This window comes from Serratia sp. 1D1416, assembly GCF_003641105.1.
GTDB classification, from domain to species: Bacteria; Pseudomonadota; Gammaproteobacteria; order Enterobacterales; family Enterobacteriaceae; genus Serratia; species Serratia ficaria.
The window spans coordinates 3,408,764-3,430,055 of sequence record NZ_CP032738.1 but is presented as its reverse complement, the minus strand read 5'-3'; the positions used below and the strand labels follow the sequence as shown (position 1 = coordinate 3,430,055).

The following is a 21,292-nucleotide window of genomic DNA, read 5'->3' as shown; positions in this document are numbered from 1 at the left end:
GTGCGGCCCGGTACGCCGGGCCCTATTCCGCCACTGCGGCGGGCTTTCCCTTGCGGCGCAGGCGCAGCTCGCTCACCAGCACCCCGATCACGATCATCGCCCCGCCCAACAGCGCGACGCCCGGCAGACGTTCCCCGGCGATGCGCCCCACCACCCCGGCCCATACCGGTTCACCGGCATAAATCACCGTTGCGCGCGTCGGCGACATGCTGCGCTGCGCCCAGTTCATGGTCAGCTGGATCATCGCGCTGGCGAGCCCCAGACCGATGGCGCTGTACAACAGATAGTCCGAATACGGCGGCGCCGATTCACCGGTCGGCGCCATCATCAGGAACGAGGCCAGCGAAGCGGTCGCCAGCTGTACGATGGTTACCCGGCGGATATTCACCTTGCCGGCGTAGGCGCCGATCAGGACTATCTCCGCGGCCATGCCCAGGGTGCCGACCAGCGTCAGGATCTCGCCGATGCTCAGCGTCATGTCGGCGCTGCTCGGCGCCGCCAGCAGCATCAGCCCGGTGAAGGCCAGTAAAATACCGATCCAGGACATGATGCCGGGGAACCGCCCCAACACCAGCCACTGCAGCAACGGGACAATCGGCACGTACAGGGCGGTGATAAACGCCGACTGGCTGCTGCTGATGGTTTGCAGCCCGACGGTTTGCAACCCGTAGCCGAACATGATCGACACGCCGATCAGCATGCCGGCCTTCAGTTCGTACCAGGTCAGGCCGCGCAGCGCCCGCAGGGAAAACAGCGTCAGCACCAGCGTGGCGGTGGCGAAACGCAGCCCGACGAAAAAGAATGGCCCGCTGACCTGCATCGCATGCTGCACCGCCAGGAAGGTTCCGCCCCAGATCATGGTGATGAAGATCAACACCGCCTCCTGCAATCTAATCTGCGGAATAACGGCGGAAATAAAGGATTTTTTTACTGCTGACACCGGCTTGCCCTTCCTGCTGGGTGCAATATAATGCACAGATCCTGCCAGTATGAGACAAAGCCTTGTTATGAGCAATACGCCGCACAACGCGAAAAGCCACCCGCCCAAGGTGCTGCAATATCTGAGCAGCAACCTGCGCGGTTACCGCCAGCAGGCGGGTCTCAGCCAGATGGCGCTGGCCGAACTTTCGGGCGTCAGCCGCCGCATGCTGGCGGGGATCGAGGCCGGCGATCGCAACGTCAGCCTGGCGGTGTTGGACAAGCTCGCCGCCGCGCTGGGCACCTCGTTCACCGACCTGATCCAGGCGCCGGAAGCGCGCGGCAGCCATCTGGTCGGCGAGCTGGCCTGGCAAGGCGCGCAGCCGGCCAGCCAGGCGCTGTTCGCCGCCAGCGTGCCGGCGCACCAACGGGTGGAGCTGTGGGAATGGACGCTGATGCCGGGTGAACATTACGACTCGGTGCCGGACGCCGAAGGCTGGAACGAGATCATCTATGTGCTCGCCGGCACCCTGACGCTGTTGCTGGAGCGGCAAACCCTGACCCTGGCGGCCGGTGAAACCCAGGTGTTCAACAGCGACCAAAAATACGCCTACGCCAACCGCGGCGAGCAGCCGCTGCGCTTCATCCGCAACGTCGCCTTTTGATTTTCACGTTCAGGCGTCTGCCGCAAGCTGCAGCCATGCCGCCAGCCGGGCCAGCGCGCTGCCCGGCGCGATGGCCTGCCGCGTCAGCAAATAGTAGCCGCTGCCGTCCGGCGTGAAGCCGAAGGGGGCGCTCAGCAGCCCGGCGGCCAAGTCGTCCCGCACCTGCTGCCACGGACCTATCGCCACGCCGAGCCCCGCCGCCGCGGCCTGCAAACTGAAATAGAAATGGTCGAAGCGCTGCTCGGGATGGCCTTCCAGCGAGACTCCCTGTTGCTGCGCCCAGCGCCGCCAGGCGCCCGGCCGGGTCGCGGCATGCAACAGCAGGGCATCGTCCCGCAGCCGCTGCAGACCGCCAACCGCAGACACCACCCGCGGCAACGCCTGCGGCTGGCACACCGGTCCCACTTTTTCGTTGAACAGCGCCACGCTGTGCGTCTGATCGCCCCAGTCAAAATCATTGCGCCTGATCGCCGCCGTAATGCCGTCGTGAAACGAAAACGCCCCGCCGCCGGCCACCAGCTGCAGAGTGATATCCGGATGCGCCCGTTGAAAGGCCGGCAGACGCGGGATCAGCCAGCGCATCAGCAGCGTCGGCTCGCAGGACAATACCAGCGGCGCGTCCTGCGCCTGTTGCCGCAGCTCTTGAGCCGTGTGCTGCAGGATGCCAAACGCCTGCTGCGCCGCCTGAAACAGCCGGCGCCCCGCCGCGGTGAGGTATACCCGCCGGTGGCGGCGCTCGAACAGCGCAATGCCCAGTTCCTGTTCCAACCCCCGCACCGCGCGGCTGACGGCGCCGTGCGTCAGGCTCAGACTATGCGCCGCCTGGGTGAAGCTTTCCAGCCGCGCGGCGGCTTCGAAGCAGCGCAGGCCGCCCAGCGACAGCGGCCTATCGATCTTGCGTGAGTTTTTCTCACCGATATCGTCAGTTTTCATCGTTTGTCACCCTCGGTGATACCCCTTATAAATCAGTCACTCTCTGCTGATTTATCGATAGGATAACTATGACCGAACTCATCGCCGTCGTCACCATCACTTTACTCGCTGTGATCAGCCCCGGCCCGGACTTCGCGATGGTGTCGCGCAACGGCCTGCTGCTTTCCCGCCGCGCCGGCATGCTGACCGCCTGCGGCATCGGCGCCGGCGTGCTGGTTCACGTCAGCTACACGCTGGTCGGCGTCGGCGTGCTGATCCAGCAATCGTTATGGCTGTTCAACCTGCTCAAGGGGATCGGCGCCGCCTATTTGATTTATCTCGGCATCAAACTGCTGCGTAACGCGGCCCGGCACGCCGACGCCGCAGAGGCCCCTGCAGCCGCGATCGGCGATTTCGCCGCGCTGAAAACCGGTTTCCTGACCAACGTGCTGAACCCCAAGACCACCATTTTCATCGTCAGCCTGTTTATGCAGGTGGTGGATCCGCATACCTCGCTCGGGGTGCAAATCGGCTATGGGCTGTTTATCGCCGCAGCCCACGTGCTGTGGTTCAGCGCCGTGGCGCTGCTGTTCTCCGCGCCGGGGATCAACGCCCGTTTCCTGCGGCTGCGCACCGGCATCGACCGCGCCTTCGGCGGGCTATTGATCGCCTTCGGCGCGCTGCTGGCGATAGCCGGCATAAAATGACGCGGCAGGCCAAGTTCGCCATTCGCTTCTATGCTTAGCAAGGCATCTCTGTTAATCATCCAAGCGGGAGTACGGAACATGGCGAAGGTCCTGGTGCTTTATTACTCAATGTACGGACATATCGAAACCCTGGCGCAGGCGGTGGCCGAAGGCGCGCGCCGGGTGAGCGGCGTGGAGGTCAGCGTGAAGCGGGTGCCGGAAACCATGCCGGCGGAGGCGTTCGCCAAGGCCGGCGGCAAAAGCGATCAGCCCGCGCCGATCGCCACCCCGCAGGAGCTGGCCGACTACGACGGCATCATTTTCGGCACCCCGACGCGCTTCGGCAACATGTCCGGGCAGATGCGCACCTTCCTCGATCAAACCGGCGGGCTGTGGGCCTCGGGGGCGCTGTACGGCAAGGTGGGCAGCGTGTTCTCTTCCACCGGCACCGGCGGCGGCCAGGAGCACACCATCACCTCCACCTGGACCACGCTGGCGCATCACGGCTTTATCATCGTGCCGATCGGCTACGCCACGCCGGAGCTGTTTGACGTCTCTCATACCCGCGGCGGCACGCCCTACGGCGCCACCACCATCGCCGGCGCCGACGGTTCGCGCCAGCCGAGCGCCGAAGAGCTGACCATCGCCCGTTATCAGGGCGAACATGTGGCAAAAATCACCGCCAAGCTGAAAAGTTAAGCTATTCCTGCCAGTTAGCCGCCTAATGGGGCCGGGCATACGCCGGCCCCATCTTGTTGCCGACCCGCCGCAGGGTTAAAATGCCGCTCTCCCGCCCTTCACTGCCTGAAGGGCGGGATCCAATTCGTTCTGCCCGTCACTCAGCGGCGCTTGCCCCGAGGACGGGCGTTCTGTTGAGCGGTTAAAAAACGTGCCAACAGTGCCAGGCGATATCAATTTTTACGCCTTTTTTATATCGCCTGCCTTATTCTTTATACACTTAACATTACTGACTCATCATTGGCAGGCAATTCGGGCAACAGCATGGTTAAAACCAAACAGATTCTGGTCGTTATTCATCTTTGCAGTTTTTTGGTCCTTCTTTATAGCCTTTCAATGATCCCCCGCTGGCAGTGGCGCTGTTGTATAAAGAAAAGAGCGTGTTTTCTTTTTTCTATACGCTGGCGATCGCCGGCACCTTCGGTGCGCTGGGATGGTTCAGTACCCGGCAAGCGAAAGTACAGTTGCGCACTCAGGACGGATTTCTGATTATCGTGCTGTTTTGGCTGCTGTTTTCCGTCATCAGCGCCCTGCCGCTGTGGATCGACGACACGTTGAATATCGGCCTCGCCGACGCGATGTTTGAAGGGGTGTCCGGCATCACCACCACCGGCGCTTCGGTACTGAACGATGTCTCGGGCGTGCCGAAGTCCTTCCTCTATTATCGCTCCCAGCTCAATTTTATCGGCGGCCTCGGCGTTATTGTGTTGGCGGTAGCGGTATTGCCGCTGCTGGGCATCGGCGGCGCAAAGCTCTACCAGTCGGAAATGCCCGGCCCATTCAAGGAAGAACGCCTGACGCCGCGGCTGGCCGACACCTCCAAAAACCTGTGGCTCATTTATCTTGGCCTGGGATTGGCCTGCACGCTCGCCTTCCGACTGGCCGGCATGCCCTGGTTTGACGCGCTCTGTCACGGGATCTCCACCGTTTCGCTGGGCGGCTTTTCCACTCGCAACGAAAGTCTGGGCTATTTCGACAGCGCGGCGGTGGAAATGGTCGGCGGTATTTTCTCCATCCTGGCGGCGGTTAATTTTACCCTGTATTTCGTCGCTGTCGGACGCCGCAGCCTGAAACCCTTGTATCGCAACCCAGAACTGCGCTTCTTCCTGCTGGTGCTGGCGATTATCGTCGCTATCGTCTGCATCGAGCTGTACCGCTCCGGCATGTACGGGGCGGAAGATGCCTTCGTGCACGGTTTTTTCCTCACCAGCTCGATGATGACCGACAACGGCCTGGCCATCGCCGACTACGCCAAAATACCCTCGCACACCATCATGCTGTTGTTGGCGGCCAGTTTTTTCGGCGGCTGCGTCGGTTCGACCTGCGGCGGCATCAAGGCACTGCGTTTTCTGATCATGTACAAGCAGAGCCGGCATGAAATCAACCAGCTGGTGCACCCCAACGCTATTTTCACCATTAAGGTCGGCAACGCGCCGATCCAGGATCGGGTGTTGCGCTCGGTATGGAGTTTCTTCTTTCTCTATGTCTTGTTCAGCTGCCTTTTCATCTGGCTGCTTAACCTGATGGGCTATGACATGGTCACCGCTTTCGCCACCGTCGCCGCCTGCATCAACAACATGGGGCTGGGGTATGGCGAAACCGCCGCCGGATTCGGCACGCTGAGCGATGCGGCCAAATGGCTGATGTGCGCCGCGATGCTGCTTGGCCGCCTGGAGATCTACCCCATGCTCATCCTCTGCTCGCGCGCTTTCTGGCGCTTTTGACCGACGGCGCGCCGCCATCGGTGCTTTTCTGCGCCGCTCCCGCCCTGCCAAGCTCGACACATTAATAATATGAATGTGTTGCATTGTTGTATTCACATCACTGCGGTAAGTTCAATTTACTGTAAATACATACAGTATTTTTAAACTTATTGAGGATATGAATATGCGCTTAAACAAGATGTTAGCCCTGGCCACCCTGCTGCTCGCCGCACAGGCTTCAGCCGAAACGCTCGAATCCATCGACAACTGCGCGGTGGGGTGCCCGACCGGCGGCAGCAGCAATATGTCCCTCGTGCGCCATGCCTACACGCTGAACAACAACAGCACCACCAAGTTCGCCAACTGGGTGGCCTATCACATCACCAAGGAGACCCCGGCCAGCGGCAAGACCCGCAACTGGAAAACCGATCCGGCGCTCAACCCGGCGGATACCCTGGCGCCGGCGGACTATACCGGCGCCAACGCGGCGCTGAAGGTTGACCGGGGTCATCAGGCGCCGCTGGCCTCGCTGGCCGGCGTGTCCGACTGGGAATCGCTGAATTACCTGTCCAACATTACGCCGCAGAAATCCGACCTGAACCAGGGCTCCTGGGCGCGGCTGGAGGATCAGGAACGCAGGCTGATCGAGCGGGCCGACGTCAGCTCGGTGTATACCGTCACCGGTCCGCTGTTCGAACGCGATATGGGCAAACTGCCGGGAACCCAGAAGGCGCATACCATTCCCAGCGCCTACTGGAAGGTGATTTTCATCAACAACAGCCCGGCGGTGAACCACTATGCGGCCTTCCTGTTCGATCAGGATACGCCGAAGAACGCCGACTTCTGCCAGTATCGCGTGACGGTGGATGAAATCGAGAAACGCAGCGGCCTGATCATTTGGGCCGGCCTGCCGGAAGACGTGCAGGCCTCGCTGAAAAGCAAGCCCGGCGTGCTGCCGGAACTGATGGGCTGTAAGAACTGATAAAAAACCCCGGTTTCAACGAAGCCGGGGTCATTCAGTAGGCGAGATGGCACAGGCGCCGTATCAGGGCTGTTTTTCTACCCGGGTGATCCCATGTTTTTTCATGACTTCATCCATGGTCAGCTTTTCGTCATAGGGCGTTTCGTCAACCTCTACCCCTTCCGGGCGAACATAGGGCTTGGTCGCACGTTTGAACATCCACCACCAAACGAAAACCAAAAATGCACCGGACTTCAGAAAGATCATGGTCCACAGTGCCACTTGATACCAGTTCATCTCTATCTCCATGAAAGCGTTAAGCGCAGACGATAAGATCGGCGTCCGTCCTGTCTCAGGCGATGATACCCTAAATATTCCGCTGAGAGCCCCTCTTATCGCCCGCAAAATGCGAAAAAAGCGGCGGGCTCCCATCGCCCGGAACGCGTTTTACGAGGACGTCGCCTGCGGCGTTTCGGCCGGCTCTGGCTCCTCATGCAGCGATGGGGCGCCCATCACCGCCTTACGCAGCGGCCCGACGCACAAGGCGATGCCCACCCCGCACAGCGCCGCCACGCCGCCAAACGCCAGCACGCTCAACGCCGGCGTCAACATGCGCCCCAGCACGCCGAGCCCCAGGGCGCCGATCGAATCGCCGGTGACGTCCTGCGTCGTCCACACGCTGTTAACCCGCCCCAGCAGGCGATCCGGCGTGTGGCTTTGCACCAGCGTATATTGCAGCAGCGAAGCCATGGCGCTCAGATAGCCGTAACAGGCCAGCGCGATCAGGGCCAGCGGCAACCAGCCGACCACGCCCAGCGCGGCAATCGCCAGAAAAGCGCCGATCGCGCAACCCAACAGCAGCATGCCCGGGCGGGCGACATGCGTCACCCACCCGCTGGTGAAGGCGCCGATCATCGCGCCCAGCGGGACCGCCGAATACATCAGGCCGATGGCCGCCGGGCCGGCATGGTAGGCCGTTTCTGCCAGCGCCGGAAACAGCACGCGCACCGCGCTTATCACGCTGATCAGCGCGCCGACGATCACCACCGAACAGACGATTTTATGGCTGAAGACAAAGTGAATGCCGGTAGCCAGAGAACGCAGAGGATGCTCCGGCTCTTGCGGTTCCGGGCGCATGCCGGGCAGGCTGAACAACGGGATCAGGGTAATCAGGGTGCCGATCGCCGCAATCGCATAGTTCCATTCGACGCCGTAAGCCACGATCACCACGCCGCCCACCGCAGGCGAAACAATCGCGCCCAGACGCACCGTCAACATGCTCAGCGCCCCGGCGGTCGCCAGATTTTCACGGCCGACCAACGCCGGGATCGCCGCCATTAACGCCGTCATGCCCAGCGCGCCAAAGAAGCCGTCCCAGACCGCCAGAATATACAGCGCCGCCAACGAAGGGGCCGCCAGAAACGCGTTATAGCTGAGCGCGGCAAAGCCCAGGCCGCAGGTGGTGCGGGCGAACAGGATCAAACGGCGGCGATCCAGACGATCGGCCAATACGCCGCCCAACAGCAGGCCGACAAACATGCCGGCGCCGTCCAGCGCAACCGCAATCCCCACCTGCAGGGTGGAGCCTGTCATCGCCTGGATCTGCACCGGCACGCCCACCGCCAGCATGCCCAGCGCCAAAACCGACAGCAGGCGCGCGATAAAAATGGCGCGAAAATTCGCATTACGCTTCAGCAAGCCGAAGTTTACAAAGATTGAGGGTTTAGCCATGTTCATTCCAAACTGCATCAAAAATACGGGCGTGCGGCGACGCATTCCTGCGCCGCCGCACGCGGTTCACGGTCCCGGCGAGCTGCGCCGGGTTTCGGTCAGCGCCCCAACGCGTCGCACCCCGCCAGTATCCGCCGCAGCAAAGGCCCCAATACCGTCATGGTTTCCGGCGACATCATGGTGATGTGCGAGCAGTCCAAAACGTGGGTTTCCAACTGGCTGACATAAGGCGCCCAAACCGCCTGCGGGTCGGCATCCAGCGTCTGCGAGGCGGCAAACAGCGTGATCTTGCCGTCGTAGCGCGGCGTTTTGGCGGCGGACAGCAGGCCGACCGAATCGTCATAGTTGGCCTGGATCTGATCGAACATCGCGCGTTTCTCCGCTTCGTCGTCGCCGGCGGACGCCATAAACAGGGCGCGCTCTCGCTCGACCTCCTCAAGCGCTTCGGCGGAAATCGGCGCATGCCAGTCCTGCGTTTCCGACGGATAGGTGTCGAGCAACCCAAGGAAGGCCACCTCTTCGCCCTGCTCGCGCAGCTTGACCGCGATGGCTTGCGCCACGGTGCCGCCCAGCGAATAGCCCATCAGGTGATACGGCCCGCTCGGCTGCAGCCGCCGCAGGGTGGCCAGATGCTGCTCGCACAGCGCATCCATATCGCGGTTGGCGGCAATCGCCCCGTGCGGCCGCGGCGACTGCAGGCCGACGATGGGGATCTGCCCCGGCAAATAGCGCGGCAACAGGCTGAACTGCCAGGCGAATCCCGATGCCGGATGCACGCAAAACAGCGGGCGCCCTTCGCCGGCGCGCAGCGGCAGCGCTTCGTCGAAGCCCACGCCGTCGGCCGCCGCCTCCGACGCCAACGCCGCCGCCAACGCCGCCACGCTGGAGGCTACCATCACCTGCCCGACGGCCACCGGGCGCATCAGCTCGCGCTTAAGCTCGGCGGCCAGGCGCATCGCCAGCAGCGAATGCCCGCCAAGGGCGAAGAAATCGTCTTCGGCATCGACCCGCTCCACCCCCAGCAAGCGGCAGAACAGCGCGGCGATCTGCCGCTCCAGGCCGGCGGCGGGCGCCCGGCCCTGGCCGGTTTTGCCCGTCGGCGCCGGCAACGCCTTGCGATCCAGCTTGCCGTTGGCGCTAAGCGGGAAGGCGTCCATGGCGACCAGGGCCACCGGCACCATATGCGCCGGCAGGCGTGAAGCCAGCTGGGCGCGCAGCGCGTCGACATCCAACCGGGCGCCGCTCGCCGGGATCACATAGCCCACCAGCTGCCGCTCATCGGCGCCGGCCATGCGCCCCTTGCCCTCGCCCGGCAGGCGCGCATGCACCACCGCCTGCCCTACCTGCGGCAGCTCCAGCAATGCCGCTTCAATCTCCCCCAGCTCAATGCGCTGGCCGCGGATCTTCAGCTGATCGTCACTGCGCCCGAGGTATTCCACCGTGCCGTCCGGCAGCCAGCGCGCCACGTCTCCGGTGCGGTACATGCGCTGCCCCGCGTGAAGCGGGTTGGCGACGAAGCGGGCGGCGTTTAAATCCGGCCGCGCATGATAGCCCTGCGCCAGCTGCACGCCGCCGAGGTACAGTTCCCCCGCCACGCCCAGCGGCACCGGCCGCAACAGGTGATCGAGGATGATCAGCTGCGTGTTCCACACCGGTTTGCCGATCGGCACGCTGACGCCGCTGACCTGCGCCAGGCTGGCGCCAAACGCCGGCTGATAGCTGACATCCACCGCCGCCTCCGTTGGGCCATACAGGTTATGCAGCGGCGCGGCGGACAGCCGCTGCCAGGATCCGCAGAGTTCGCGCTGCAGGGCTTCGCCGCTGCAGAACACCTGACGCAGCGTCGGGCAAGCGCCGCGCCGTTGGTCGAGCGAAGCGACAAAAGCGGCCAGCATCGAAGGAACGAAGTGCAGCGTGGTCACGCCGCGGCTTTCAATCAGCCCGCGCAGAGTTTCCGGTTCACGATGCGCTTCCGGTGGCGCCATAAACAGCCGGGCGCCGACCATCAGCGGCCAGAAGAATTCCCACACCGAGACGTCGAAACTGCACGGCGTCTTTTGCAGCACAACGTCTGCCGGCGTGAGCGGATACTGCGCCTGCATCCAGCGCAGGCGGTTGACGATGGCGCCATGCGACACCACCACCCCTTTCGGCCGCCCGGTCGATCCTGAGGTATAGATCAGATAAGCGGGATGCTGCCGGGTAATGCGCACCGGCCGGAAGCTCGCCTCAGGCAACGGCTCGTCGGTCAGCAGCAGCGGCGCCAGATCATTGAAACGCTCGGCCTGCCGGCTTTCGGTTATCAGCAAACGCGGCTGGGCGTCTTGCAGCATATAGGCCAGGCGTTGATCGGGATATCCGGTATCCAGCGGCAGATAGGCGGCGCCGGCCTGCAGGATGGCCATCAACGCCAGGCTGAGTTCGGCCGAGCGAGGCAAGGCCACCGCCACGCGGTCTCCCGGGCGCACGCCCTGCAGCTGAAGCTGGGCGGCCAGCGCGTTAACCCGCTGCCGCACCTGCCGATAGGTCAACTCGCCGTGAATATCCGCCAGCGCGATCGCCTGCGGCGTCGCCTCGGCCTGGCGCGCCAGCGCATCGCACAGCGTCTCGGCGGGCAGCGCCATCTGGGTGGCGTTCACCCGCTGCTGCAAGGCCATTTCCTCCGGCGTGCGCAGGTCCATCGCCGCCAGCGGCTGCGCCGGGTTTTCAACCAGCGCGGTCAGGATCGTCAGCAACCGCTGGGCCAGCGGCCGCGCATCGCCGACCGCCGCGCGGTATTCCAGCTGCAGACGCAGCCTTTCGCCGGGCAGCGCCAGCAGGGTCAACGGATAGTGGGTATAACCGTGGTTATCCATCGCCGGGCAGCGCAGCCCCTGGAATCGCCGCTGGTGCAGCCCCTCGTCTTCCGGGTAGTTCTCCACCACCAGCATGGTGTCGAACAGCGTGCCGCTGCCGGCCAGGCGCTGAATTTCGCCCAGCCCCAGCCCGTCGTGCTCGAGCATTGGGATCTGTTGCTGCTGTTGCGCCTGCAGTTGGGCCAGCAAGGGCCGCTCAGGCTGCAGGCGGAAACGAACCGGCAGCGTATTGCTGAACAGGCCGACATGCTGTTCGATGCCGCTGATTTCGCTGTAGCGGCCGGATACCGGGGTGCCGAACACCACATCGTCGCGGCCGGCCAGCGCCCCCAGCAAGGTGGCCCAAACGCCCTGCAGCAGGGTGCTGAGCGTAATGCCCTGCTCGCGCAGCAACGCTTTCAGCGCCTGTTCCAACCGCGCCGGGATCGGCACCTCCAGCTCATGGACTTCCCCGGCGATGTCCGCATCCGGGTACAGCAGCGTCGGCACAACGCCGAGCAGCCTTTCCCGCCATGCATCGCGCTGCGCGTTGCGATCGCGCTGCGCCATCTCGCCGATCAACGCCGCATAGTCGACCTTAAGCGCCGGCAGCGTTTCGCCCCCGTACAGGTGCAGCAGGTCGTGCAGCAAGATGGCCGATGACCAGCCGTCGCCCACCAGATGATGCGCCGCGATCAGCAGCGTATGGCGCTGCTCGCCAAGGCGCAGCAACACCGCCGACAGCAACGGCTGCGGGCTGGCCGCCATCAGGTCCTGCGCCAACAGTTCCTTCTCCAGCCGCCCGAGCGCCTCTCGCTGCTGCGGTTCCGCCATGGCGGACAGATCGAGGGTCCGCCATGGCCAGGCCGCGGCGCCGGGCTGCGGCAACACCTGCAGCGGCTCGTCGTGCAGGTCGCTGTCAAAAATGGCGGCCAGCTGAGGATAGCGCACCAGCAATTGCGCCAGCGTATCGCGCAACCGCGCGGCGTCCAGCGGGCCTTCCAGGTCGAAACGGCTGATGGCGTTGTAATTGTTGGCCTGGCTGCCCAGCTGGGCGTGGAACAACAGGCCCTGCTGCAACGGCAGCACCGGCAATACGGCATGCATCGCGCCGTATTTATCCCGGGCGCGCTTCAGGACGGCGTCCGGCAACCGCAGCGCCGCCGCCGGGCGCCGGGTCTGCGCCAGCGCTTGCAGCGCCAACGCCATGCGCGCCGGCGTGCGTTGCGAGAACACCTCTTTCGGCCGCAGCTGATAGCCTTCGCGGCGCAGCAGGGTGCCGAGCCCCATGGCGGAAATGCTGTCGCCGCCCAGGGTAAAGAAGTCGTCGTCCGCCCCCACCCGCGCCAGCCCCAGCAGGCCGGCCATCGCCCGGCAGATCAGGATTTCCTGCGGCGTCTGCGGCGCGCGGCTGGCCTGTTGAACCGGCCGCTCCGGCACCGGCAGCGCCCGCCGGTCGATTTTCCCGTTCACCGTTAAAGGCAGCTCATCGAGCACCACCAATACGGCGGGCACCATATAATCCGGCAGGCTGAGCGCCAGCTGCTCCAGCAAATTCGATGACAGCGCCGGGTTGGCGCGCAGCGCGGCGTCCGGCACCGAGCAGTAGCCGATCAACCGGTGCGTCGCGCCGATCGCCTCGGCGATCGCCACCGCGGTACTGACCTGCGGCAGAGCGACCAACGCATTCTCCACCTCGCCCAGCTCTACGCGGAAGCCGCGCACTTTAATCTGGTGATCGGTCCGCCCGACGAAATCGAGCTGGCCGTCGCAGCGCCAGCGCATCAGGTCGCCGCTGCGGTACATCACGCCGCCCGGCCGGAAGGGGTTGGCCACAAAGCGCGCCGCCGTCAAATCCGGCCGCCGCAGGTAACCGCGCGCCAGCCCGGCGCCGGCGATATACAGCTCGCCCACCACGCCCACCGGCACCTGCCGCAGCTGCCCGTCGAGCAGATACACTTCGGTATTGGCGACCGGCCGGCCAATCACCGGCTGTTCGGCCACCCGCGCGCTGGCGCCCAGGGTATCGATGGTGTATTCCGACGGACCATAATAGTTGTGCACGTTCAATTCAGGATGCTGCCGGAGCAAGTTCCACAGCCGCGGCGTGGCCGCCTCGCCGCCGATCATGATAAAGGCCGGGCGGTGCCTGCCGGCCTCCAGCAGGCCGCCGTCGATCATTTGCGTGAAGAACGACGGCGTAATGTCCATCGCATCGATCGGGATCCGATCCATGGTCTGCACCAGCGCATAGGCGTCGCGCCGCAGCTCTTCGTCGAAGATGTACAGCTCGCAGCCGATCATCATCCAGAACAGGGGTTCCCATGAGGAATCGAAGGAGAAGGAGGCGGTGTGGCCGGCGCGCATGCGGCGCGTATTGTGCCGCTGGAACTCGGCCATCGCCGGGCCATAAAGATGGCTGGCATGGGCGTGCAGCAAATTCAACAGGCCCTGGTGGGTGCTCATCACCCCCTTCGGCCGCCCGGTGGAACCCGAGGTGTAGATCATGTAGGCCAGGTGCGCGCCGTGCAGCGGCACCCGCCGCTCGGCGTCGCTGACCGGCCGCGCCGAATGCCGGGCGCAGGCGGCGAGGAAGTCGGCATCGTCCAGCAGCAGGATCTCCGGCAAAGGCGGCAGCTGCGCCTGGGTGGCGGCATGCGCCAGCAGCAGCCGGGGCCGGGCGTCGTCGCACATCAGCGTCAGACGGTCGCGCGGGTAGTCGAGATCGAGCGGCATATAGGCCGCGCCGCTCGCCAGCACGCCAAGGATCGCCACCAGCGAATCCACCGAACGCGGAATGCCGATCGCCACCACGTCTTCGGCGCCGACGCCGCGCGCGATCAGCTCGCGCGCCAGCTGCGCCACCCGGCCCGCCAATGCCTGATAGCTCAGCTGCGCATCGCCGCAGGCCACGGCGATATCCTGCGGCTGCGCCATGACCCGCTGCCGGAAGATATCCAGAACCGAAACGGCCCCGGCGGGCATCGCCAGCGCCGGGCCCTTGGCCCACTGTTTCATCATGGCCAGTTCGGCATCCGCCGCCAGCGCCAACGCTCCCAACGGGGTTTCGGGCCGCGCGATCAGCTGCCGCAGCAGGAACAGGAGCCGTTCGCCGTGCAGGCGCAGGCTGGCGTCGTCATAGCGGGATGGGTTGGCCGCCAGCTCAATCGTCAGCTCGCCCTGCTGGAGATAAATTTCAAACTCCAGATCGTCCACCGGACCGGTCGCCAGCGCATGGGTGCTGCCCGTAACGCCGCCCAAATCCAGGGCGTAGTCAAACATTTTGAAGTTGAACACCGGGCCATACAGCCCGCGCTGCTGGCCGACCAGCCCCAGATCGCGGCGCAGTTGTTCCGCCTCATAGCGCTGGTGCTTGCGCGCCCGTTTGATTTCCGCCGCCAACGCCTGCGCCACGTCCGCCAGGCGCTGTTCATCCCCCAGTTGCAGCTGCAGCGGCAAGATATTGACCACCGGCCCCAGCGCGTTCAGGGCTGCGGACCCCATTCGGCGCATAAACGGACAACCGATGGAAAGGTGGCTCTCGCCGCTCATGCGATACAGATACACCGCCAGCGCCGCCATCAGCGTTTCCGGCACCGCAACCTGAGCGCCCTGGGCGATGGCCAACAGCCCTTCGACCCCGGCGGCGTCCAGGCTGGCGCGATAGCGCCGCACGCGCAGATCGCCGGCATCCGCCTCGCCGCCGCTCGCCAATGAAACTGCCGCCGGCAGCGCGGCGCAGTGTTGCTGCCAAAATGCCGCGTCGCGCCGTGCGGCTTCGCTCTGCCGATAGCGTTGATACTCCTCGACCACCGCGGCGAACGGCGTAAACGGAGAGTCGCCGATCGGTTTACCCAGCGTTAGCGCGCGGTAAATGTCGACGATGCGCCGGGTCAGCGCGGCGAAGCTGAAACCGTCGATAGTCAGATGATGGAAACGCTGGAACCAGAACCAGCAAGGCGTGGCGCCGCCGTCCGCTGCGGGCACCCGCGCCAGCAGCTGGCGATAAAGCGGCGCATCGCCGTCCGCGGGCAGCTCGGCGGCGAGATCGGCCTGCATCAACGCCAGCGCGGCGGCGCGGCCATCCTGGCGCCCGCTGAAATCCAGCAGCTCCAGCGGCTGCACCTGCGCGGGCGTGCAGCGCCGCGGAATGCGTTGCAAGGGGCCCTGCTCGCCCTGCAGGAAGGTGGCGTGCAGGGTATCGGCCTCCGCCAGGCCATGACGCACGGCGACATCGAGCCGCGCGGGATCGATGTCGCCCTGCAGCTCGATATAGTGAGCGACGGCGAAAATATTACGACGGTCGGCGATTTGTTCGGCCAACCAGATACCGGGTTGCGCGGCAACCAGCGGCAATTCATGATAGCCCGCCGCAAGGGCGGGAGTAACGAGAGCTTCTGACACGATGGCAATTCCTTTGTCCGTTGACGACGTCTGGTTTAGCGGCCGGCGTTTTGCAGCCTGAGCGGGCGCATATCTTGCCAGTGGGCCTCGATATAGCCGACACAGGCCGGGCGCGCTTCGGGGCCGAACACCGCCCGCCAACCGGCGGGCAAAGCGGCGAACGCCGGCCACAGGCTGTATTGCGCTTCGTCATTGACCAGAACGTAAAACGGATGGTTTTCATCGTCGAAGGGATTCGCTTGCATTTGACTCATTTTCCTTACCTTTAAAGTAACGTTGTTCTGCGGCGCCTTTCCGGCTGCCTTATGGGGTAATGCTTTCCTTTAGGAAGTTAAGAGGATCTTCAGGCCGTCGATCAGGCCGCCGCGCCAGCAAACGGCGTCATGCCCGCCGGCCACGGCGCGGTAATGCACCCGATGGCCGGCAGCCGACAACGCCCGGTTCATTTGCCGATTCACGTGCGCGATCTCTTCTTCCCGATCGCCGGCCTCTTGAAACACGGTCAGCGGCGCCGCTGCCCCAACGCCCTGCGCCACCTGCTCCGTCAACCAGCCGACGCTGGCGGGTTGGCCGGCGCGGGCTTCAATGACGAATTCCAGATGCGGCCACCAAAAGGAGCCGGACTGCGTCAATACCCGGCCGAACCGCTGCGGCCAATGCAGACCGGCGTACAACGCCGCCAGGCCGCCGTAGCTCTGGCCCGCCACGACGGTGCGCTGCGGATCCGCGCTATAGCGCGCGCGCTCGCTGACCAGAGGCAACAATTCCGCCTGCACCGCCTGCCAGAAAAGCGGGTTGCACGGCAACTCTTCCGCGCGCTGCGTCATGTCGATGGCGTCAATCAGCAAATAGACCGCCGGCGGCAACGCGCCGGCCTGCGTTTGTGCGTCCAGCGCGCTAAATGCCGGAATGCCCTCAGCCCAGAACTGGCCGTCCAGCAACAGCACCAACGGCCGTTCATCGGCCTGGGCCTCGCCGCCGGTGGTGTAAAGCCAGATGCGCCGTTGGTTCGCCAGGCGATCGCTGTGCCAGTGAAAATGCTGCAGCCGGCGCGGATCGGCGCTGGCGCTTCCGGCGTCGAGCGCCAGCCAGGCGGATTGGTCCGGCGCGGCGGGCAGATGAATGGCGGAAAGCGGGAAACCGCGGCTGCTTCGATGGGGGGCGATCCGATTGAGCGGATCGTGGCGCATCAGCGGAAATAATGAGCACCACCAGCGGCGTTGCCGGCGATTTTGCTCTTCCGGCGTGCCGGAAAATACCGGCGGAAGCTGCTCGCGTTCGATGGGGATAAAACTGTAGCTGCCGCGCCAGTCGTGCTGAATAACCACCTGCCAGTACCACACGTCGGTACCGGGGCAGCGCGCCAGGCTTTGCGGGGAAAAGCTGTGGTGGTCGGTGACGCAATTGACGTCGGCATACACCCTTTCAATCCGTGAATGCCGCTCATCACCCTGCTCATCGCGCCAGATGAACGTCACGCAGACCTGATTAGCGGGTAACGCATCGATCAGCGGCGCGCCAGTCGTCGCCAGCCGTTGCCACCAGGCTTCACTGCCGATATCGGCGGCTTGCAGCCACTGCCGGGCGGTCGACGTTGCCTCTCCATTAGCGCTATCGATAACATATCCATTTGACTTTAAAGACATAAATTAAATCTTTTTTTGCTGCCATTCTCCATAATTGAATGCAAATACTATTGATAATCATTATTGTTTGCAATAACATGTAACACATTCTCAAAAAAAAAAACCTTATTTTGCCGACGCTTCCCACACGAAAACCGGCAGAAGAAATCGGTGCGCCTGTCGGTTCGCCGCCGTTACCGACGGCGGGCCGAGGCTCCGGGAGCAGGCAAGGCTCGCGGCATGCCCGCCATGGCGGGGCGCATTTACCCCATCAATAACAACCTATTGATAACAAGTTCTTATTTAGAGAATGATTTTTAAGGGATGAAATATGTCTGATACATCAAAGAAAGGAACCGGTTTGCTGTTCGCCTCTACGCTGTTCATGGTGCCGAACCTGTACGCGACGGCGGCGGATAACGCCACGGAAAAAGACATTACCGTGGTCGCCGGCAGGCAGGAAAGCGTCGCCGCGCCGCTGAAGGGCATTGTGGCGAAGCAGAGCGCCGCCGGCACCAAAACGGAAACGCCGCTGGTGAAAACCCCTCAGGCGATTTCGGTGGTGACGCGCGATCAAATGGATGCCCAGGGCGCCACCTCCATTCAGGAAGCGTTGCGCTACACCAGCGGCGTGGTCGCCGAGTATCGCGGCTCCTCCAACCGTTTTGACGAAGTGCTGATCCGCGGTTTCCGTTACGCGCCCAAGTATCTGGATGGCCTCAGCTTCGGCGACAGCAGCAAAATGAACGCCTGGCTGTTGGAACGGGCGGAAGTGATACATGGCCCGGCCTCCGTGGTCTACGGCCAGGCCAAACCCGGCGGGCTGGTGATGATGACCAGCAAGCGCCCGACGGCGGAAAATATCCGCAAGGTGCAATTCAGCGCCGGCAATCAACGCTACGGCGAAGCGGCGTTCGACTTCGGCGGTGCGGTAAACGATGACGCCAACCTGCTGTTCCGCCTGAACGGCGTGGCCAGCACCAAAAACAGCTTCGTCAAAGACTACAAGGAGCAGGCATTCGCCATCGCGCCGGCGCTGACCTTTATCCCCAATGAAGACACCACCTTTACCCTGCTGACCAGCTATCAAAAAGAACCCAAGGCCGGATACCGCAATTTCCTGCCGGCTATCGGCACGCGCGTCGCCTCTTCCGCCGGCTATATTCCGCAGGATTTTAACGTCAGCGATCCCAACTTTAACCAGTCCTGGCGCGAGCAGGCGGCTATCGGCTACAGCCTGAGCCACTACATCAACGAGGTGTTTTCCTTCCAGCAAAACCTGCGCTTCGCCAGCACGGAAGAGCGTTACAAATATCTGGTGTTTATGAAGTCTACGACGCCGGATACGCTGCTGAGCCGGCGCCCGCAGCGCGAACAGGTGAAATCGAAAGATCTGGGCATCGATAACCAGCTGAAGGCGGAATTCGCCACCGGGGAGATCGACCACAGCATGGTCGCCGGCCTGGATTACCGCTGGCGCGACGTGGACAGCAAACTGTGGCGCGGCAGCACCAGCGGCTACGACATTGACTGGACGCACCCGGTCTACGGGCTGAACATCGACGCCGGCGCCCTGCCGCTCGCCACCAGCACCCGCAAAAAGCTCGATCAGCTGGGGCTGTACCTGCAAGATCAGCTGAGCTACGGCGGCTGGAATATGACGCTGTCCGGCCGTTATGACTGGAGCGAAACCCGCACCCAGGACCGCGTCGAATCCACCCTGTCGCAGCAAAACGACACGGCCTTCACCGGCCGCGCCGGGTTGCTGTACGCCTTCGATTCGGGCATTTCGCCTTATGTCAGCTACAGCACCTCGTTCGAACCCAATCTGGACACCGGCGCGCCGGGTTCCGACCCCTTCAAACCGACCAAGGGGGAGCAAACCGAAGTTGGGGTAAAATATCAGCCGAAAGGCACGGAGATGATGATGTCGCTGGCGCTGTTCGACCTGACGCAAAAAAACGTCACCAGCTTCAACAGCACCACCAAATATAACGAGCAAATCGGCAAGATCCGCTCAAAGGGCCTGGAGGCTGAAGTGCACGCGCAGGTCACGCCGGCTTTCAACCTGATCGCCAGCTACACCTATACCGATATCATCAATAAGGAAACCAACAGCGCCGACGAGTTGGACAAGACGCCGCCGGCCATTCCGACCCATGCGGCTTCGCTGTGGGGCAGCTACAGCTTCCGGGACAGTCTGTTGCAAGGCTTCACCACCGGCGTGGGCGTGCGCTATACCGGCACCTCTTACGCCAACAGCACCAATACCGCCAAAGTGCCCGCGTTCACCCTGTATGACTGGATGGCGCGCTATGAGCTTGGCGAAGTTTCCCCTGCGTTGAAAGGCGCCGCCGTGCAGGTGAACGTGAATAACCTCAGCAACAAGAAATACATCGCCTCTTGCTCCAACGATTGCTTCTACGGCAACGGCCGCACGGCCTTCGCCACGCTGAGCTACAGCTGGTAACTCCCTCTTTACCGCAGCCGCCTAAACCGGCTGCGGTAAAAAATGCCCAAACAAAAAACCCCGCGCTCATCAGAGCGCGGGGTCAGGGTCAGTATTATTCTTTTTTATTTGTTGATATTACTTTCCGTATCAGTGATACGATCCATTTCGGGCTGGACCAGTCGCGCATATCGGGCAATCAATTGCTTCAGATGCATCTCCAGTTGAGCCTTGGCAGCGGCAGGTAAAGGTTCTCCAGCAGGGTTTTCTGACAATGCTCGCAGTTGCTCTTCAGCCGGTATGGATTGATTAAATGACTGCATGGCGGAAAATACCACTGATTTCAGTTCACTGACCGTCATGTATTTACCCTTCTGCTCGTCCAGCCCGCTCAGCCGGTCACTCAGTTGCTGTAGCTTCGTCATTCCCTGATGCCAGCCATTCAGGTTTTCTGTCGGTATGCTGGCGGCGTTCAACTGCCGCAGCCACTGCTGTGCCAGTGGTTTAGCCTGTTCAGGCCACAGCATCCGAGCCTGTTCTATCAGTTGATTACCGTAGTCAAGAGCCCAATCCGGCGGTAACTGACTCAGGCGAGCAAGCTGCCGCTGTGTCTCTGTGATAAGCGTTTCCGGTAAGGGAGATTGCTGACGCAGCGTATCCCGCTGTTCGGGTGAGAGTACTGCAGGTAAAGGCGCCAGGGAGGCAGCGAACCGAGTCTGCAACGGGTCAGGTCGGTGCGAGACATGCCAGCCCCACCCCGTTGCTGCACTTATCACCAGCATGGTACACATTCCGGCGGTGAAGGATTTCCAGTTTTTTGCCGGAACCGGTACCGCCGCCAACACGGCCACATTCGGCTGATGTGCCGGCTGTGCTGCATCCACCGATTGCACCGCGTTAGCCGATTCGTTGTTCTCTGCGACCGGAATACCAGCCAGAGCATTAACGGATGTTCCTGGATTATTGATTACCGTTACGGGCAGCGCAACACCGGGGCAAGTGACCGCGCCTGGAGCGGACGCGCAATCACTGTTTTCCAGCCGAACCGCACTGTTATGCATCAGGGTGCGCAGCGTATCGAACTGGCTAAGATGCTTGAGCTCCAGGCGCTGCAGCACCGCCCCCAGGCTGGCAAGTTGCTGTTCCGCTCGATAAAGCTGGCTGAGGTCACTGTAATTCAGGGGGAGCGTGCGCATCAGCTGCTGTATCCGCTGGCTCAGACCGCTGAGGATTTCCATCCGGGCGTGTACCGGCTGCGGCCAGAGTACGCCCCACCGATGGCTCATCAACGCGTCCAGTATCGCCAGCCCTTCATTCAGGCCGAGCAACCCGGCCAGTTGCGTACGGGCCAATGTGTACCAGGCCGCCGTCTGCAACTCCACGCCGTTTTGTTCAAACAAGGAGAGACAGAGCTTTTCGGCATAACGCCAGTTCACATCCGGACGCGCCGGATGCGTCAGTTTGCTCAGCTCATCGCGCAGGGCGGCATAATCCGATAGCGTACGCGGGTCGCTGCCGGTTTTAATTTTACGGGAGGGAATGTCATTCATAACCAGATATCCATTTGGCCGCATACAGCATTGGAGAGTTATTATTTAGGCCGCTTCACTCTCTGCATACTCCTTGCTCTGCAGATACTGTAATGCAGCCGGATCGGCAATTTTGT

At 62.9% G+C, this 21,292-nt stretch carries 13 protein-coding genes and 1 pseudogene; 6 read left to right on the top strand and 8 right to left on the bottom strand.

The window, feature by feature from the left end; genetic code table 11:
* Positions 1-22: 22 nt before the first annotated feature.
* Positions 23-940 (bottom strand): DMT family transporter, encoded by a 918-nt coding sequence (locus D7I37_RS16510; protein WP_061798229.1) that lies wholly within the window; start codon positions 938-940, stop codon positions 23-25.
* A 67-nt stretch (positions 941-1,007) separates the two neighbouring features.
* On the opposite strand from D7I37_RS16510, the gene D7I37_RS16505 reads away from it, so the two are divergent.
* Positions 1,008-1,583 (top strand): helix-turn-helix domain-containing protein, encoded by a 576-nt coding sequence (locus tag D7I37_RS16505; protein WP_129544012.1) that lies wholly within the window; start codon positions 1,008-1,010, stop codon positions 1,581-1,583.
* 9 nt (positions 1,584-1,592) lie between these two features.
* Here the strand turns inward: D7I37_RS16505 and D7I37_RS16500 are convergent, their stop codons facing one another.
* The gene (locus D7I37_RS16500; RefSeq protein WP_129544011.1) at positions 1,593-2,516 is read right to left on the bottom strand and encodes a LysR family transcriptional regulator; all 924 of its coding nucleotides are present in this window, start codon (positions 2,514-2,516) and stop codon (positions 1,593-1,595) included.
* A gap of 68 nt (positions 2,517-2,584) precedes the next feature.
* Here D7I37_RS16500 and D7I37_RS16495 point away from each other — a divergent pair, with 68 nt between their 5' ends.
* The 4 genes and pseudogenes from D7I37_RS16495 (at position 2,585) to D7I37_RS16480 (ending at position 6,604) form a co-directional block, all read left to right on the top strand.
* Positions 2,585-3,202: a LysE family translocator gene (locus tag D7I37_RS16495; RefSeq protein ID WP_095096902.1), complete on the top strand. Its 618-nt coding sequence runs from the start codon at positions 2,585-2,587 to the stop codon at positions 3,200-3,202.
* Between the two features lie 78 nt (positions 3,203-3,280).
* Positions 3,281-3,880 carry an NAD(P)H:quinone oxidoreductase gene (wrbA, locus tag D7I37_RS16490; protein WP_061798222.1) on the top strand — a complete coding sequence of 200 codons (600 nt, stop codon included), beginning with the start codon at positions 3,281-3,283 and terminating at the stop codon, positions 3,878-3,880.
* Positions 3,881-4,183: 303 nt separating this feature from the next.
* A pseudogene (locus tag D7I37_RS16485) lies at positions 4,184-5,643 on the top strand (TrkH family potassium uptake protein).
* A 163-nt stretch (positions 5,644-5,806) separates the two neighbouring features.
* The gene (locus tag D7I37_RS16480; RefSeq protein ID WP_061798374.1) at positions 5,807-6,604 is read left to right on the top strand and encodes a DNA/RNA non-specific endonuclease; all 798 of its coding nucleotides are present in this window, start codon (positions 5,807-5,809) and stop codon (positions 6,602-6,604) included.
* Positions 6,605-6,667: 63 nt separating this feature from the next.
* Here D7I37_RS16480 and D7I37_RS16475 read toward each other — a convergent pair whose 3' ends face one another.
* The 5 genes from D7I37_RS16475 to fes all read right to left on the bottom strand — a co-directional run bounded on the left by D7I37_RS16475 (position 6,668) and on the right by fes (position 17,198).
* The gene (locus D7I37_RS16475; protein WP_061798371.1) at positions 6,668-6,880 is read right to left on the bottom strand and encodes a hypothetical protein; all 213 of its coding nucleotides are present in this window, start codon (positions 6,878-6,880) and stop codon (positions 6,668-6,670) included.
* Positions 6,881-7,030: 150 nt separating this feature from the next.
* The gene (gene entS, locus D7I37_RS16470; RefSeq protein WP_061798370.1) at positions 7,031-8,314 is read right to left on the bottom strand and encodes an enterobactin transporter EntS; all 1,284 of its coding nucleotides are present in this window, start codon (positions 8,312-8,314) and stop codon (positions 7,031-7,033) included.
* A gap of 98 nt (positions 8,315-8,412) precedes the next feature.
* The gene (locus D7I37_RS16465; protein ID WP_129544009.1) at positions 8,413-15,552 is read right to left on the bottom strand and encodes a non-ribosomal peptide synthetase; all 7,140 of its coding nucleotides are present in this window, start codon (positions 15,550-15,552) and stop codon (positions 8,413-8,415) included.
* A gap of 35 nt (positions 15,553-15,587) precedes the next feature.
* Positions 15,588-15,806 carry an MbtH family protein gene (locus D7I37_RS16460; RefSeq protein WP_269458458.1) on the bottom strand — a complete coding sequence of 73 codons (219 nt, stop codon included), beginning with the start codon at positions 15,804-15,806 and terminating at the stop codon, positions 15,588-15,590.
* Between the two features lie 69 nt (positions 15,807-15,875).
* The gene (gene fes / locus D7I37_RS16455; RefSeq protein WP_129544008.1) at positions 15,876-17,198 is read right to left on the bottom strand and encodes an enterochelin esterase; all 1,323 of its coding nucleotides are present in this window, start codon (positions 17,196-17,198) and stop codon (positions 15,876-15,878) included.
* Positions 17,199-17,508: 310 nt separating this feature from the next.
* Between fes and D7I37_RS16450 the strand changes: the two genes are divergently transcribed.
* Positions 17,509-19,647 carry a TonB-dependent siderophore receptor gene (locus D7I37_RS16450; RefSeq protein WP_129544007.1) on the top strand — a complete coding sequence of 713 codons (2,139 nt, stop codon included), beginning with the start codon at positions 17,509-17,511 and terminating at the stop codon, positions 19,645-19,647.
* A gap of 104 nt (positions 19,648-19,751) precedes the next feature.
* Here D7I37_RS16450 and D7I37_RS16445 read toward each other — a convergent pair whose 3' ends face one another.
* Entirely contained in the window at positions 19,752-21,176 is a 1,425-nt protein-coding gene (locus D7I37_RS16445) for a VasL domain-containing protein (protein WP_129544006.1), read from the bottom strand.
* Positions 21,177-21,292 lie beyond the last annotated feature (116 nt).